General features: G+C 65.7%; 10 protein-coding genes and 1 pseudogene. 7 read left to right on the top strand and 4 right to left on the bottom strand.

Features of this window, described 5'->3' with window-relative positions; all coding sequences use genetic code 11:
* Positions 1 to 8: 8 nt before the first annotated feature.
* The 3 genes from GQ57_RS24495 to GQ57_RS40095 all read right to left on the bottom strand — a co-directional run bounded on the left by GQ57_RS24495 (position 9) and on the right by GQ57_RS40095 (position 5,156).
* The gene (locus GQ57_RS24495) at positions 9 to 1,211 is read right to left on the bottom strand and encodes a multidrug effflux MFS transporter (RefSeq protein WP_034199279.1); all 1,203 of its coding nucleotides are present in this window, start codon (positions 1,209 to 1,211) and stop codon (positions 9 to 11) included.
* A 497-nt stretch (positions 1,212 to 1,708) separates the two neighbouring features.
* Positions 1,709 to 3,901 (bottom strand): TonB-dependent siderophore receptor, encoded by a 2,193-nt coding sequence (locus GQ57_RS24490; protein WP_034199278.1) that lies wholly within the window; start codon positions 3,899 to 3,901, stop codon positions 1,709 to 1,711.
* Positions 3,902 to 4,268: 367 nt separating this feature from the next.
* Positions 4,269 to 5,156 carry a type VI secretion system baseplate subunit TssF gene (locus GQ57_RS40095; protein ID WP_081896765.1) on the bottom strand — a complete coding sequence of 296 codons (888 nt, stop codon included), beginning with the start codon at positions 5,154 to 5,156 and terminating at the stop codon, positions 4,269 to 4,271.
* Positions 5,157 to 5,200: 44 nt separating this feature from the next.
* Here GQ57_RS40095 and GQ57_RS24485 point away from each other — a divergent pair.
* The 3 genes and pseudogenes from GQ57_RS24485 to GQ57_RS24480 form a co-directional block, all read left to right on the top strand.
* Positions 5,201 to 6,327: pseudogene (locus GQ57_RS24485) on the top strand (IS701 family transposase); the annotation flags it as partial.
* A gap of 586 nt (positions 6,328 to 6,913) precedes the next feature.
* Entirely contained in the window at positions 6,914 to 7,168 is a 255-nt protein-coding gene (locus GQ57_RS40090) for a PAAR domain-containing protein (protein WP_081896764.1), read from the top strand.
* A gap of 308 nt (positions 7,169 to 7,476) precedes the next feature.
* The gene (locus GQ57_RS24480; RefSeq protein ID WP_034199277.1) at positions 7,477 to 7,923 is read left to right on the top strand and encodes a hypothetical protein; all 447 of its coding nucleotides are present in this window, start codon (positions 7,477 to 7,479) and stop codon (positions 7,921 to 7,923) included.
* A 51-nt stretch (positions 7,924 to 7,974) separates the two neighbouring features.
* On the opposite strand, the gene GQ57_RS24475 is transcribed toward GQ57_RS24480, so the two are convergent.
* Positions 7,975 to 8,721, bottom strand: coding sequence for a TetR/AcrR family transcriptional regulator (locus tag GQ57_RS24475; RefSeq protein WP_031401641.1), 747 nt, complete (start codon positions 8,719 to 8,721; stop codon positions 7,975 to 7,977).
* Positions 8,722 to 8,891: 170 nt separating this feature from the next.
* Between GQ57_RS24475 and GQ57_RS24470 the strand changes: the two genes are divergently transcribed.
* From GQ57_RS24470 to GQ57_RS24455, 4 genes are read left to right on the top strand one after another with little or no spacing between them, the layout of a single operon-like run.
* Positions 8,892 to 10,073: an isovaleryl-CoA dehydrogenase gene (locus tag GQ57_RS24470; protein ID WP_031401642.1), complete on the top strand. Its 1,182-nt coding sequence runs from the start codon at positions 8,892 to 8,894 to the stop codon at positions 10,071 to 10,073.
* Between the two features lie 31 nt (positions 10,074 to 10,104).
* Entirely contained in the window at positions 10,105 to 11,712 is a 1,608-nt protein-coding gene (locus tag GQ57_RS24465) for a carboxyl transferase domain-containing protein (protein ID WP_034199275.1), read from the top strand.
* A 19-nt stretch (positions 11,713 to 11,731) separates the two neighbouring features.
* Positions 11,732 to 12,517 carry an enoyl-CoA hydratase/isomerase family protein gene (locus GQ57_RS24460; RefSeq protein ID WP_031401644.1) on the top strand — a complete coding sequence of 262 codons (786 nt, stop codon included), beginning with the start codon at positions 11,732 to 11,734 and terminating at the stop codon, positions 12,515 to 12,517.
* A 45-nt stretch (positions 12,518 to 12,562) separates the two neighbouring features.
* The gene (locus tag GQ57_RS24455) at positions 12,563 to 14,560 is read left to right on the top strand and encodes an acetyl-CoA carboxylase biotin carboxylase subunit (RefSeq protein ID WP_034199274.1); all 1,998 of its coding nucleotides are present in this window, start codon (positions 12,563 to 12,565) and stop codon (positions 14,558 to 14,560) included.
* Positions 14,561 to 14,774 lie beyond the last annotated feature (214 nt).

The following is a 14,774-nucleotide window of genomic DNA, read 5'->3' as shown; positions in this document are numbered from 1 at the left end:
CCGCGTGCTCAGCGCGGCTGGGTCTTGCGCATCGACGGCGTGCGCCGCGCGGCATGCCAGCGGGGCACGATCGCGACGGCGGCGACGATCGCGAAGAACGGGATGGCCGTGGCGAGCACGTGGCTGCCGGTACCGAGCAGTCCGCCCGACAGGGTGGCCGCGAGCGACGCGCTGCCGATCTGGAAGAACCCGACCAGCCCGGACGCGGTGGCGGCGCGCCCGTGTTCGCTCGCGATGGCGCCCGAAACCGCGAGCGACAGCGACGATCCGTTCGACAGGCTGACGAGCAACATCGGCAGCACGATCGCGACGACGCCTCTGACGTGCAACGATTCGCACAGGACGAACGCGATACCGCCCGCGACGAAGCAGCCCACGCCGGCCATGACGATCGAGTCGTAGGCGAGCCGGTCGAGCATCCGGCGCGAGACCAGGTTGGCGGAAACGATGCCGGCGGTCAGCGGCAGGTAGAGCCAGCCGCTTTGCTGTTCCGACAGGCCGAGGCCCGAGAAGATGAACGGCGACTGCGTCAGGTAGACGAACCACGCGCAATAGATTGCACAGACGACGAGCGTGTAGCGGATGAACGCGCGATCCCCGAGCACGTTGGAGAAGCCGGCCAGCGGCGCGGCACGATGTTGCCCCGGTGCGACCGGCGGGCGCGTTTCCTTCAGAAGAAACTGCACGAGCGCGAGTGCGACGACGCCGAACGCGGCGACGAACAGGAAATCGCTGCGCCACCCGAACCACGCCGCCAGGTATCCGCCGATCGCGGGCGCGATTGCCGGGGACAGCGACACGAGCGGATACACGATGCTGTAGACCTTCGCGGATGCGTTCCTGTCGCAGGTGTCGGCGATGATCGCGCGCCCGATGACGAGACCGGACGCCGCGCCGAGCGCTTCGAGGATGCGCCAGCCGAGCAGGCTCGCGAAGCCGCCCGAGCTTGCGCAGCCGATCGAGCCGGCGATGTACAGGAGGATCCCGGCCGTCAGCACGGGTTTGCGTCCCCATCGATCGGAGAGGGGGCCGTAGAACAGCTGCGCACAGGCGAGCGCGATCAGGTAGGCCGATACCGTTTGCGGCATCTGCCACGCGCTGATCGAGAATTCGTGGGCCATCGACGGCATCGCGGGCAGGTAGACGTCGGACGCGATCAGGCCAAAGGTGCTCAACATGGAGACGACGAGGATGAGTGAGAAGTTGGACATGTTTGCTGGGTGGTTGGGGCGAAGCGCGTGAGCGGAGGGACATGACGGCGCGCATAGGGCAGCCCTGAGGCAAGGCCGGGGCGATCATACGGTGTGCGATGCGGTTCGGGAGCGGGCAGAATTGCATCGTCCGGATGCATTTTTGCGGGCGGCGAAGCGGGCGCCGGAGAGGCGCGTGGATGATGGCGTTACGTGTCGCGCGAGACGCCGGTCAAGCGGAATCTGGCGCGGGTGTCGGCGGCGAGCAACGGGGCGCGTCGCTGTCGTTTTCGTTTCGCCCGGTGATGGGGCGATGTTTTGTTGCCGGGTGGTTCGTTGTTGCCCGGCATCACGCGCGCGGATTCGCCGTGACAGGTCGCGAAGCGGCGGGGATGACGTGCCGGGGAGAATGGGCGAGCCGCTACGCGTAGCGAGCGGCTGTGGATGCGGGCGTTGTACGTGGGCTGCCGCGTTCGGGCCGACCCACGCACGCATCAGGCCATCGGAACATCAGGCCATCAGAACGACACCGTCGTCGTCAGCGTGACGAGCCGCGGCTCGCCGACCGCGACGATCAGGTTGCTGTTGCTCGACGGGTAGTAGGTCTTGTCGAGCAGGTTCTTCACGTTGAGCTGAAAGCGCGTCGGGAACTTGCCGATCGTCGTTTCGTAGGCCGCGAACGCATCGACGGTTACGTAGCCGGGCAGCGTGAAGCTGTTCGCGGTGTCGCCGGAACGTGCGCCGACGAGGCGCGCGCCGCCGCCGAAGCGCCAGCGGCCGGGCAGGTTCGCGATGGCCGTGTCGTACACGGCGAACAGGCTGCCCGTGTGGCGCGCGACGTTGGCGAGCGGCGTGTTGCTGTCGCGATCGGTCGCATTCGTATAGGCATAGCTGCCGATCACGCTGAGGTGACGTGTGATCTGCCCGGCGACGTCGAGCTCGATCCCGCGCGAGCGCGCGGTGCCGATCGTCGACGTGATGTCGCCGACCGTGACCGCGACGTTGCGCTTGTCGATCTGGTAGACCGCGAGCGTGCCGGTGATCGCGGGTTTCAGGCTGAACTTCAGCCCGGCCTCGAGCACGCGGCCGTACTCCGGCGCAAGCGGCGCGGCGACGTTCGATGCGACGTTCGGCTTGAACGAGCGGCTCACGTTCGCATAGGCGGTCAGCGAAGGCGTCAGCGCATACGCGAGACCGAACTGCGGCAGCCACACGTTGCCGTGCGAGCGGTCGGCGAACACGAACGGCCGGCCCATCCCCGATTCCTGCTGCCAGTTTTCCCAGCGCAGCCCGCCCACCGCGGTGAGGCGGTCGGTGAGTTTCACCGAGTCCTGCACGATCGTCGAATACGCATGCACGACCGAACGCGAGTCGCTTTGCTTCGGGTTGGGCGTGCCCCCCGGCGCGAGCATGCCGTAGACGGGATCGTAGAGGTCGAAGCCCGGGGACACCTTGCCGCGGATCGTGTCGCCGCGGAAGCTGCGCTGCCGCTCGTATTCGCCGCCGATATAGATCGCGTGGTTCATCCCGGCGAGCGTCACGTTGCCGAGCAGGCCGAGCGTCGCGATCTGGTCGGAGTCGTTGCGTCCGAGGTTCGCATCGGACGAGCGCGTCATCGCACCGGTCCTGCTGTTGAACGCGGTCGCGCGGGTGATGTACTGGTCGTAGCGGTCGCGGCCCCAGCCGTAGGTCGCGCGCACGCGCCACGCCTCGGAGAAGCGGTGCTCGATGCGCGTACGCAGCGTTTCCTGGATGCCGCTGCTCTGCGACCACGCTTCCTCGTAGCGGCGGTAGCGCAGCGCGTCGTCGAGCTGGCCGTTCACGAGCACGGTGCCGCGATCGAACGGCATCGTGTAGTCGACGTACTGGTAGCTGACGTCGATCGACGTGTTCGCGTCGTGCCACGACAGCGCGGGCGCGATCAGCGCGTTGCGCTCGCGGCCGAAGCTGCGCCAGTAGCGACTCGTGTCGTATTCGCCGGTGAGCCGGAACGCGAGCGTGCCGCCCGCGACCTGGCCCGGCTTGCCGAGCGGGCCCGTGAGATCGAACTGCGCGCTGCTGCCGCCGTGGTTCGTGCGCGATGCGGAGATCGAGCCGCCGAACGTGTCTTCCGGCTTGCGCGTGACGAGGTTGATCACGCCCCCCGGATCCTGCATCCCGTACAGCAGCGACGCCGGGCCCTTCAGCACCTCGACGCGGTCGATCGTCGCGAGATAGCTGTGCAGCACCGGCGTGCGCACGCCGTCGACGAGCACCGAGCCGTCGTTGTTCGACCCGAAGCCGCGCTTGATGAACGCGTCGCGCGTGCCGCCGAGCGTGTTCGTCTGGGTGACGCCGCTGATGTTGCCGAGCACGTCGTCGAGCGAACGCGCCTGCTGGTCCTGCATCACGCTGCTGCTGACCACCGCGACCGATTGCGGAATCTCCTTTAGCGGTCGGTCGCTGCCGCCCGCGATGCTCGTGGTGCGCGGCTGATAGCCGACTGTCGGATCGACGGTCGCGGCCGCGTTGACGCTGATCGCCGGGAGCTGGCGCACGGCCGGCCGCGCGGATGGCCTGGCGGAAGAGGTCGGCTCGGCGGGCTCGGCGGCGGCGTTTTCGGCGGCGGACGCATGGGTGCCGCTCGCGATGCAGAAGGTGACTAGGGTGTGCAGACTTGTGCGCCACGGACGGAGCATGCTGCCGCGACGGGGCGTTCGGAGTGAATGCATGAATCTATGATCGATGGAGTGCTAAGGATTGCTCGGCCGCGTGAGCGGCTTGGTATAGCTAGAGGTGGCATGATATTGCGAATGAGAATCGTTTTCAATAAATACCGTGTGGTGCGTATCGGCGTCCGGCCGAACTGGGCGTACATCGGCGGGCAGGGATCGCACGTTGTCTCGTGGAGGGTCGATCGAACTGCACTTCGCGAGAATCGGTACTCGCGACGGATGCTGAATCCACCGCGGAAGGAGCGGGGATAGCGGATGCGCTGCCGACGAGTGCAGCCGATCAACCCGGAGGAGCAATTGAGTAACTGTTGCGCGGGAAGTACGTCGGCACGATCCCGGTCGGTTACCGGGGATCTGTCGTAGTTCAGATCAGTGCACGTGTCCCTGGGCGCGGCGGGGCGCGAAAGAGATCCTCACCTGTCTGTGTGGAACGAACGATCAATTGGATGAAGCCATTTGCCGGCGCATAAGGCGCGAAAAGCCGGTCAAGTACCGGTGCAAACGCACTAAGCGCTACATCGCGAAGAGTGTCTTCGTTTAGGAACAGAAAAATTTCGATGCCGCGCACGAACGACGGAAAGTGACCGTCGATGGCCATCCATCTGACGGCGGGTTTGTGTTCCAGCCGTGAAATTGTATCTATGTTGCGTCGTGCGATTGCGGTCGTGCTCGGCAGGTGTAGTCCGAGAAACTCCTTAAGTGCGTGCAGACCCGATTGCGTTAGATTGAATGGTTGCGCTGTCATCGCAGCTAGCACGCGCCATAAGTTATTTTGCCCGCGCGGCAAGGAGTTTGGCAGCGTTGGCCGTGTCAGCAGCGCGATCGGGCAGGCGAGTGCCGAGCCTTCGTGGAGTAGATCACTGTCTGGAGCACCGATGGGCAAACGGGACGGCAGATCCCCGTTGGTCGCAGAGACGTCAACGTCAATTTGTGGTCGATCGGGGCAGACACTTTCTCCGTGTATGTCGATCAACGACAACAGATGCTGTCTGCGAGTCTCGTGATTTTCCGCATACGGCGTTCGAGATACTTTCCAGTAGACGGCCGACGGTGCGGAAGGGCTGCTATGACCGAAATCCGAATACGGCTTTACGGCAAAATCCGAGATACGACCCGTCGTCGACGTCGTTACCTCCTGTTCGGCCGGCATTCGTTCGCCCAGGTAGACGGCATCGATTGAGTACACGTCGAGCGAATAACCCGTTGCCAGCGGCTGAGGGATGACGGGGTAACCCGATTCATTAGTAGATATATTGTACTAAAAATAATTAGGATGACTTCCAAAGTGAACTATGTATTCGACGTGCAAAGACGTGGGAGCACGAGCTGGAGTCGCTGCATCGGCGACTCGGAGAACTGTTCAGGCGCCCCGAACCCCGACAACGGGCGCTCGCTACTTGAAGGGCCTGCTTGGCGCGGTCGAGCGTAAAAACGGCTGGCAACTCGCCGAATGGATTGGTGAATCGACACTCGATGGTGTTCAGCACCTGTTGGAGCGAGCGCAGTGGGATGCCCATGCCGCACGCGATGTATTGCGGGAGTATGTTGTTGAGCAACTGGGTGAACGTGACGCGGTGCTGATCGTGGATGAGACCGGGTTCGTCAAGAAGGGGCAGCACTCTGTTGGTGTTCAACGCCAGTACAGTGGCACCGCAGGCCGTATCGAGAGCAGCCAGATCGGCGTGTTTTTTTGCTATGCCGGTCGTGGTGGTAGTGCGTTTGTCGACCGCGAACTGTATGTGCCAAAGGCGTGGACCGATGACCGTGTGCGTTGCGAAGCAGCGGGCATTCCCGAATCGGTGGAGTTTGCAACGAAGCCGCAGCTCGCGCGCAGCATGCTTGAACGTGCGCTGGACGCAGGCGTGCCGTGTGGCTGGGTCACGGGTGATGAAGTTTACGGCGGCGATCGTCACCTGAGGTTGTGGCTCGAATCGCGTGACCAGTCGTTTGTGCTCGCCGTCGCGAAGAACGAACCACTGTGGTGGCAGGGTCCCGACTACGTACGCGCCGACCAGATCGCCGAATCCCTGCCGGCACGGGCGTGGCGACGCCTGTCAGCGGGCGCTGGTGCCAAGGGGGAGCGCCTGTATGACTGGCCACTAACCCCACTGTGGCGTTTGCAGATTATCGCCGAAGAGCGTCGCTTCAGGCACTACCTGTTGGTGCGGCGCAGCCTTGATGAGAAACGCGAACATGCGTATTACGTCGTGTACGCGCCGCGCAGCAAGGCGACACGGCAAACCTTGGCCAACGTCGCGGGTCGCGGATGGGAAATCGAAACCGGCTTCGAGGCGACCAAAGGCGAATGCGGGCTTGATCAATACGAGGTGCGCCGATGGCATGGCTGGTATCGCCACATCACGCTATCCTTGCTGGCCCATGCCGTGCTCGTGGTCCTGAGGGTACGCGGCAAAAAAACACCTGAAGGTTCGGTACCACTCAGCGTGCAAGAGATACGCAGGCTGATGTGGCTTACTAGGTCAAGTACGTGCTGGCGTGGTCCATATGGCGTCGCAGGCACCAGTATCGCGCCCAGCAATGCCATTGCCGACGACGCGGCTGCGTACCTCCCGATTTGCTATATCTACGGCTGCAGTACTAAAGGTGTTATCCAGGCAGACCGGAAGGACAGCAAATCGTGCCGCCAAGCTGCAAGCAAGAGTGAGTGCAAAGAAGTCTGCGATCGGTAAGGAACTCGCCGTTCAAGGAGCATGGCAGGGCGTCAAACAAGGCGGGAAGTGTGTGCTTGGCGAGGAGAGGAAATGCGAAGAGTAAGCAAGACATGGCTGTACATCATTTTTTTTGCACCCCTGGCTTTTTTTTATGAGCCGGTGAAAAGACACCTTGGGGGAGGCTGGCTATTTTTCATCTGTGCGGTCGGTTATCTCTGCGTTTGTTCCGGGCTGGCGAATTATTTTGGAAAGCCTGATAGAAAATAGAAGGCGAAAAACCGATAGTCAGATATTGATGCTTTGGAAGAGAGGGGTAATTAAGTTGAGGAATACCTGAATGCCAGCACCAATTGCAACCATTGGTACGTCGACGACACATGGAGGGGAGGTGACGTCGGCTAACGCAGGCGTCGTCGTCGATGGTCGTCCGGTCGCGTGTGTCGGTGATACGGTATCGTGTCCGTTGCACGGTCCGGGGGTCATCACTGAAGGTGGTTTCGGGACGGTGTGCGGACGCCGAATTGCCCGCCACGGCAGCAGCACAAGCTGTGGTGCGACGCTCGTCGTTTCCGGCGGAGGCCCCACCGTTTAACAGATGTTCACGGTAAGCATTCAGATCGCCGTAGCAATCCGATATTGCACGTCAGTCACCTGCCTGCTACCGTAGCGGCCAAAATCAGACGCAATGAAATTCAATGAGAGAACCGGGGGCCGCACCATGTCATCTTCCTGTCACGTCGCGTTCCGCGCGGCGCCACGCACCGCGCACGACCATGCGGGCGATGAAGTGATCGCAGCCGTCATCCGCCATTCGAACGATTAAAGCAACGGAAGCGAATTCATCCGGCATTGCGCCGGGCTTCAATCACTTCAACCACCACGCTGGACGGGAGACCACCCATGAAGAAGATTTCCGCGCCGTTCGCGGCGGCCGCGCTTGCGGCATGCACGCTGCTGGCGGGCGTTCACGAGACCGCTTGCGCGGCTTCGGACGCCGGACCCGCGATCGACGCCCATTACGGCGCCGTGATCGAAGCCTATACACAGGACATGGCCGCCGCGAAGACGAAGTACGACGGCAAGCGCCTCGTGTTCGTCGGCGCCGTGATCCGGATGGGCGGCGACCCGGGCGGCACGTATTTCGGCGCGCTGACGGCGGACGGCGAGCAGTTCGACACGCATTTCGACGTGGCCGACCAGGATGCGCTGAAGCCGAAATTCCCCGGCGGCGAGATCAAGCCGTTCGTCACGTCGGCGGCCTTTCGCTTCAGTTGCCTGAATGAAGGCTATATCGACGCTCCCGTGCTGCCGGGACTGAAGCTGACGCACTGCCGCCTCGCCAACTGACCGGCGCGCCACGGCGGCGGCATCGCAGTGCCGCCGTCCGGCGGCCGCGCGTCACCCGCGCGTGCCGTCGCCTTCGAGCCGCCGCATCGCTTCCGCGACTTCGTTCCTGAACCGCACGAGCGCCGCCTGTTCCGGCGCGGGCGGCTGCACGGCGGCCCACAGCATGTCGACGAGCTGCGTGGCCGTCGCCTCCGTATCGAGCTTGCGGTGCCCGAGGATCGCGTCCCACAGCACGTGCTCGATCGGCCCGAACACCATCGAGCGCAGCAGGCTCAGCGGCAGATCCGCGCGGACCTGCCCGGCCGCTTGGCCGCGCGCGAGCACGTCCATCAGCGGCGCCGTATAGCGGCGCTGCAGCGCGGTGAGCTCGTCGCTCAGCGCATGCTGCTTCGCGCGGCCTTCCGACAGCACCAGCGCGCACAGCCCCGTGCCGTTCACCAGCATCAGCCGCAGGTGGGTGCGCACGATGAACGCGAACTGCTGCTGCACCGACGCATCCTGGGGCATCCCGTGTTCGAATGCGGCGATGATTTCGTCGTACCAGTCCGCGATGACGCGCGCACACAGCTCGCGCTTGCCGCGGAAGTAGCTGAAGACCGTCGCCTCGGAGACGCCGACGCGCTGCGCGATCTCGGCGGCCGTCGCATGTTCGTAACCTTTTTCGGCAAACACTTCACGACCGGCGCGCAGGATGTCCTGCACGCGCTGCTGGGATTTGCGCCCGGCGGGCGCGCGCGGCGCGTCGGCGCGGTCGGCTTTGACGGTGGCGGTCATGGTGTCGGCGGTAGCGGCTGTCATCTCGGCATGATATCTGAGTAACACTCAAAAAACTATTGACGCCCGACCCGAGGAGGCGCGAAACTGTGCAAAATTTCCGCTGTATTGGTCAATGAATCTGCGCATTCATTCGATCTGAGCGAAACTCAGAAATCGGTGAGTGCCACACACTTTCTGGAGACGGAGGAGACATGATCAACCTGCCCGGTGTGCAATTCATGCTCGGTGAGGACATCGAGATGCTGCGCGACGCCGTCGCGACGTTCGCGGCGAAGGAAATCACGCCGCGCGCGGCGGAGGTCGACCGGACCGACCAGTTTCCGATGGATCTGTGGAAGAAATTCGGCGATCTCGGCGTGCTCGGCATGACGGTGGCCGAGGAATACGGCGGCGCGAACCTGGGCTACACCGCGCACATGGTCGCGATGGAAGAGATCTCGCGCGCGTCGGCGTCGATCGGCCTGTCGTACGGCGCGCACTCGAACCTGTGCGTGAACCAGATTCACCGCAACGGCACCGACGCGCAAAAGCAGAAATACCTGCCGAAGCTCGTGTCGGGCGAACACATCGGCGCGCTCGCGATGAGCGAGCCGAATGCGGGTTCCGACGTCGTCAGCATGAAGCTGCGCGCCGACAAGCGCGGCGATCGCTACGTGCTGAACGGCACGAAGATGTGGATCACCAACGGCCCCGATTGCGACACGCTTGTCGTCTACGCGAAGACGGACATCGAAGCCGGCCCGCGCGGCATCACCGCGTTCATCGTCGAGAAGGGGATGAAGGGCTTCTCGGTCGCGCAGAAGCTCGACAAGCTCGGCATGCGCGGCTCGCATACGGGCGAGCTGGTGTTCCAGGATGTCGAAGTGCCGGAGGAAAACATCCTCGGTCAGCTCAACGGCGGGGTGAAGGTGCTGATGAGCGGGCTCGACTACGAGCGTGCGGTGCTGTCGGGCGGCCCGACGGGCATCATGGCCGCGTGCCTCGACGCGGTGGTGCCGTATATCCACGACCGCAAGCAGTTCGGCCAGGCGATCGGCGAATTCCAGCTGATCCAGGGCAAGGTCGCCGACATGTACACCACGTTCCAGGCATGCCGCGCGTACCTGTACGCGGTCGGCCGCCACCTCGATTCGGCCGGCACCGACCACATCCGCCAGGTGCGCAAGGACTGCGCGGGCGTGATCCTCTACACGGCCGAGAAGGCGACGTGGATGGCCGGCGAGGCGATCCAGATCCTTGGCGGCAACGGCTACATCAACGAATACCCGGTCGGGCGCCTGTGGCGCGACGCGAAGCTGTACGAGATCGGCGCCGGCACGAGCGAGATCCGCCGGATGCTGATCGGCCGCGAGCTGTTCGCGGAAACGATGTAACGCCCCACGTCACGCGAACGGAGCCCCGTCGATGCCGATCATCGAATCGAAACTGAACCCGCGCTCGGAAGACTTCCGCGCGAACGCCGCCGCGCTCGAGGCGGTCGTCGCCGATCTGCGCGCGAAGATCGAACAGCTCGCGCAGGGCGGCGGCCAGGCCGCGCGCGACAAGCATCTGTCGCGCGGCAAGCTGCTGCCGCGCGAGCGCATCGCGCAACTGCTCGATCCGGGCGCGCCGTTCCTCGAGTTCTCGCAGCTCGCGGCGAACGGCATGTACAACGACGACGCGCCGGGCGCGGGCGTCATTACCGGGATCGGCCGGATCGCCGGCCGCGAATGCGTGATCGTGTGCAACGACGCGACGGTCAAGGGCGGCACCTACTACCCGATAACGGTCAAGAAGCACGTGCGCGCGCAGGAGATCGCCGCCGAAAACCGGCTGCCGTGCGTGTACCTCGTCGATTCGGGCGGCGCGAACCTGCCGAACCAGGACGACGTGTTTCCCGATCGCGATCACTTCGGCCGCATCTTCTTCAACCAGGCGACGATGTCGGCGGCGGGGATCGCGCAGATCGCCGTCGTGATGGGCTCGTGCACGGCGGGCGGCGCATACGTGCCGGCGATGAGCGACGAGTCGATCATCGTGAAGGACCAGGGCACGATTTTCCTCGGCGGTCCGCCGCTCGTGAAAGCCGCGACCGGCGAGGAAGTGAGCGCCGAGGATCTCGGCGGCGGCGACGTGCATACGCGCCTGTCGGGTGTGGCCGACCATCTCGCGCAAAACGACGCGCATGCGCTGTCGATCGCGCGCAACATCGTCGATCACCTCGCGCCGAAGATCGCGTCGCCGGTGGCGCTGCGCGAGCCGAAGGCGCCGCGCTACGATGCGAAGAGCCTGTACGGCGTGATCCCGGTCGACACGCGCAAGCCGTTCGACGTGCGCGAGGTGATCGCGCGGATCGTCGACGATTCCGAGTTCGACGAATTCAAGGCGCGCTACGGCACGACGCTCGTCACGGGCTTCGCGCACATCTGGGGCCACCCGGTCGGGATCGTCGCGAACAACGGCATCCTGTTCTCCGAATCGGCGGTGAAAGGCGCGCACTTCATCGAGCTGTGCTGCCAGCGCAAGATTCCGCTCGTGTTCCTGCAGAACATCACCGGCTTCATGGTCGGGCGCAAGTACGAGAACGAGGGCATCGCGCGGCACGGCGCGAAGATGGTGACGGCCGTGTCGAATGCGAAGGTGCCGAAGTTCACGGTGATCATCGGCGGGTCGTTCGGCGCCGGCAACTACGGGATGTGCGGCCGTGCCTTCGGCCCGCGCTTCCTGTGGATGTGGCCGAACGCACGTATCTCGGTGATGGGCGGCGAACAGGCCGCGTCGGTGCTCGCGACGGTGCGCCGCGACGGCATCGAGGCGAAGGGCGGCGCGTGGTCGCCCGAAGAGGAGGACGCGTTCAAGCAGCCGATCCGCGATCAGTACGAGCGCCAGGGCCATCCGTACTACGCGAGCGCGCGGCTGTGGGACGACGGCGTGATCGACCCCGCGCAGACGCGCGACGTGCTCGGGCTCGGCCTCGCCGCGTCGATGAACGCACCGATCGACGAGACGCGCTTCGGCGTGTTCCGCATGTAACGGCCGGGAGAACTGACCGATGCGATACGAAACGATCAAGGTAAGCGAAGCCGGCCGCGTGGCGACCGTCACGCTCGCGCGTCCCGACGTGCGCAACGCGTTCAACGAGACGACGATCGCGGAGCTGACCACCGCGTTCGAATGGCTCGACGCGCACGCAGGCGTGCGCGCGATCGTGCTCGCGGCGGAAGGCGTCGCGTTCTGCGCGGGCGCGGACCTGAACTGGATGAAGAAGATGGCCGGTTACTCGGACGACGAGAACCGCGCCGACGCGCGCAAGCTCGCGCGGATGCTCGAGGCGATCCATCGCTGCGGCAAGCCGGTGATCGCGCGCGTGCATGGCGATGCCTATGCGGGCGGGGTGGGCCTGGTGGCTGCGGCCGATATCGCGATTGCCGCCGACGGCGTGAAGTTCTGCCTGTCGGAAGCGCGGCTCGGGCTGATTCCCGCGACGATCGCGCCGTACGTGGTGCGCGCGATGGGCGAGCGCGCGGCGCGCCGCTACTTCACGACGGCCGAGGTGTTCGACAGCGCACGCGCGGCGTCGCTCGGCTTCATTCACGACGCGGTGCCGGCCGAGGCGCTCGACGACGCGGTGGCGAAACTGGCCGCGACGCTCGTCGCGAACGGCCCCGACGCGGTGCGCGCATGCAAGCGGCTCGTGGCCGACGTGGCCGGCCGCCCGCTCGACGCGACGCTGATCGAGCAGACCGCCGACTGGATCGCGCGCACCCGCGCCGGCGCGGAGGCGCGCGAAGGGATTGCGTCCTTCCTCGAAAAGCGCACGCCGTCGTGGCGTGATTGATCGCGCAGATCGCGTGCCCCCCTCTTTCCGGACGACATCGAAGCCATGTTCGACAAGATTCTGATCGCCAACCGCGGCGAAATCGCGTGCCGCGTCGCCGCGACCTGCAAACGTCTCGGGATCGCGAGCGTCGCCGTCTACTCCGACGCGGACGCGAACGCGAAGCACGTGGCCGCGTGCGACGAAGCCGTGCACATCGGCGGCCCGGCCGCCGCGGACAGCTACCTGCGCATCGAGCGCATCATCGAAGCCGCGCGCGCGACCGGCGCGCAGGCGATCCATCCCGGCTACGGCTTTCTGTCGGAGAACGAGGATTTCGCGCATGCGTGCGAAGCGGCCGGCATCGTCTTCATCGGGCCGCCGGTCGACGCGATCGCGGCGATGGGCTCGAAGGCCGCCGCGAAGGCGCTGATGCATGCGGCCGCCGTGCCGCTCGTGCCCGGCTACCACGGCGACGACCAGGACGCGGCCCACCTGCATCGCGAAGCCGATGCGATCGGCTACCCGGTGTTGCTGAAGGCGAGCGCGGGTGGCGGCGGCAAGGGGATGCGCGTGGTCGAGCGCTCCGACGATTTCCCGGCGGCGCTCGCGTCGTGCCAGCGCGAGGCCGCGAGCAGCTTCGGCAACGACCGCGTGCTGATCGAGAAATACCTGACGCGGCCGCGCCACGTCGAGGTGCAGGTGTTCGGCGACACGCACGGCAATACCGTGTACCTGTTCGACCGCGACTGCTCGGTGCAGCGCCGTCACCAGAAGGTGCTCGAGGAAGCGCCGGCGCCGGGCCTGCCCGGCGACGTGCGCCGCGCGATGGGCGAGGCGGCGGTCGCGGCCGCGCGCGCGGTCGGCTATGTCGGCGCGGGCACCGTCGAATTCATCATGACCGGCGACGCGTTCTACTTCATGGAAATGAACACGCGTCTGCAGGTCGAGCACCCGGTCACCGAAATGGTCACGGGGCTCGATCTGGTCGAATGGCAACTGCGCGTCGCGTCGGGCGAGCCGCTGCCGCTGCGGCAGGACGCACTGCGCGTGCAGGGCCACGCGCTGGAGGCGCGGCTTTACGCGGAGAACCCCGCGCGCGGCTTCCTGCCGTCGACGGGCACGCTGAAGCACCTGCGGCTGCCGGCCGGCGTCGAGTTCGCCATCGGCGCGGCGGTGCGCGTCGACAGCGGCGTGCGCGAAGGCGATGCGATCACGCCGTTCTACGATCCGATGATCGCGAAACTGATCGTCCACGGCACGGATCGGGCGGAAGCGCTGGGCCTGATGCTGCGCGCGCTGCGTGCGTGCGAGGTGGTCGGCCTGCATACGAACGCCGCGTTCCTGCAGCGGATCGTCGCGTGCGCCCCGTTCGCGACGGCCGACCTCGACACGGGCCTGATCGAGCGCAACCACGAGGCGCTGTTCGCGCCGCAACAGCCGCCGCGCGCAACGCTGGCGCTTGCGTGCGCGGCGCTGCTCGCACGCGAACGCGGGGCGGCCGCGCAGGGGGCGTCGCCGTGGGGCGCGCTGCCGGACTGGCGGCTGAACGGCGGCTATCGTCGTACGCTCGAATGGCATGCGGTCGATCGCGAAGCGGACGTGACGATCGCGTATGAAAGCGACGGCGCCGGTGCGCGCCTCGCGATCGGCGACGCGGCCGCGCAGCCGTTTGCATGGACGCGCGGCGCGACGCCGCTCGAATTCGACGTGACGCTCGGCGGCGTGCGCAGCAGCGGCCGCGTGTACGCGGACGGCGATACGTTCCATGTGTTCACGCAGGGCGCGGCCGAGACGTTCGAATGGCGCAACCTGCTTGCGCATGCGGGTGACGTGGAGCAGGGCGGCGGCCGCCTGACCGCGCCGATGCCCGGCAAGGTGATCGCGGTGCTGGTCGAGCCCGGCCAGAAGGTCGAGGCCGGCACGCCGCTGATCGTGATGGAAGCGATGAAGATGGAGCACACGATCGGCGCGCCGAATGCGGGCGTCGTCGCGGAGGTGCTGTACGGCGTCGGCGACCAGGTCGCCGACGGTGCGCAGTTGCTGATGATGAGCGACGCCTGACCGACGTTCGCCAACGCGCCTGACCGGCCCCGGATCGCCGCACGACCCGACGTGCGACGATCCGGGGCCGGCTGTTTCACCGCGTCACGTGTTTCGGACGGCCGCGCCGGACCCGCGATGCGCATGTGCGTGAGCCCGTGGTTCCGCACGGATATCGTTCCCCGGACGGCCCGTCACGCCGATCCTCCCGCATGCCGAACCGGCGCCCGCGATG

This window comes from Burkholderia sp. MSh2 (genome assembly GCF_000731655.1).
GTDB classification, from domain to species: domain Bacteria; phylum Pseudomonadota; class Gammaproteobacteria; order Burkholderiales; family Burkholderiaceae; genus Burkholderia; species Burkholderia paludis.
This window is presented reverse-complemented; position numbering and strand designations above follow the sequence as displayed.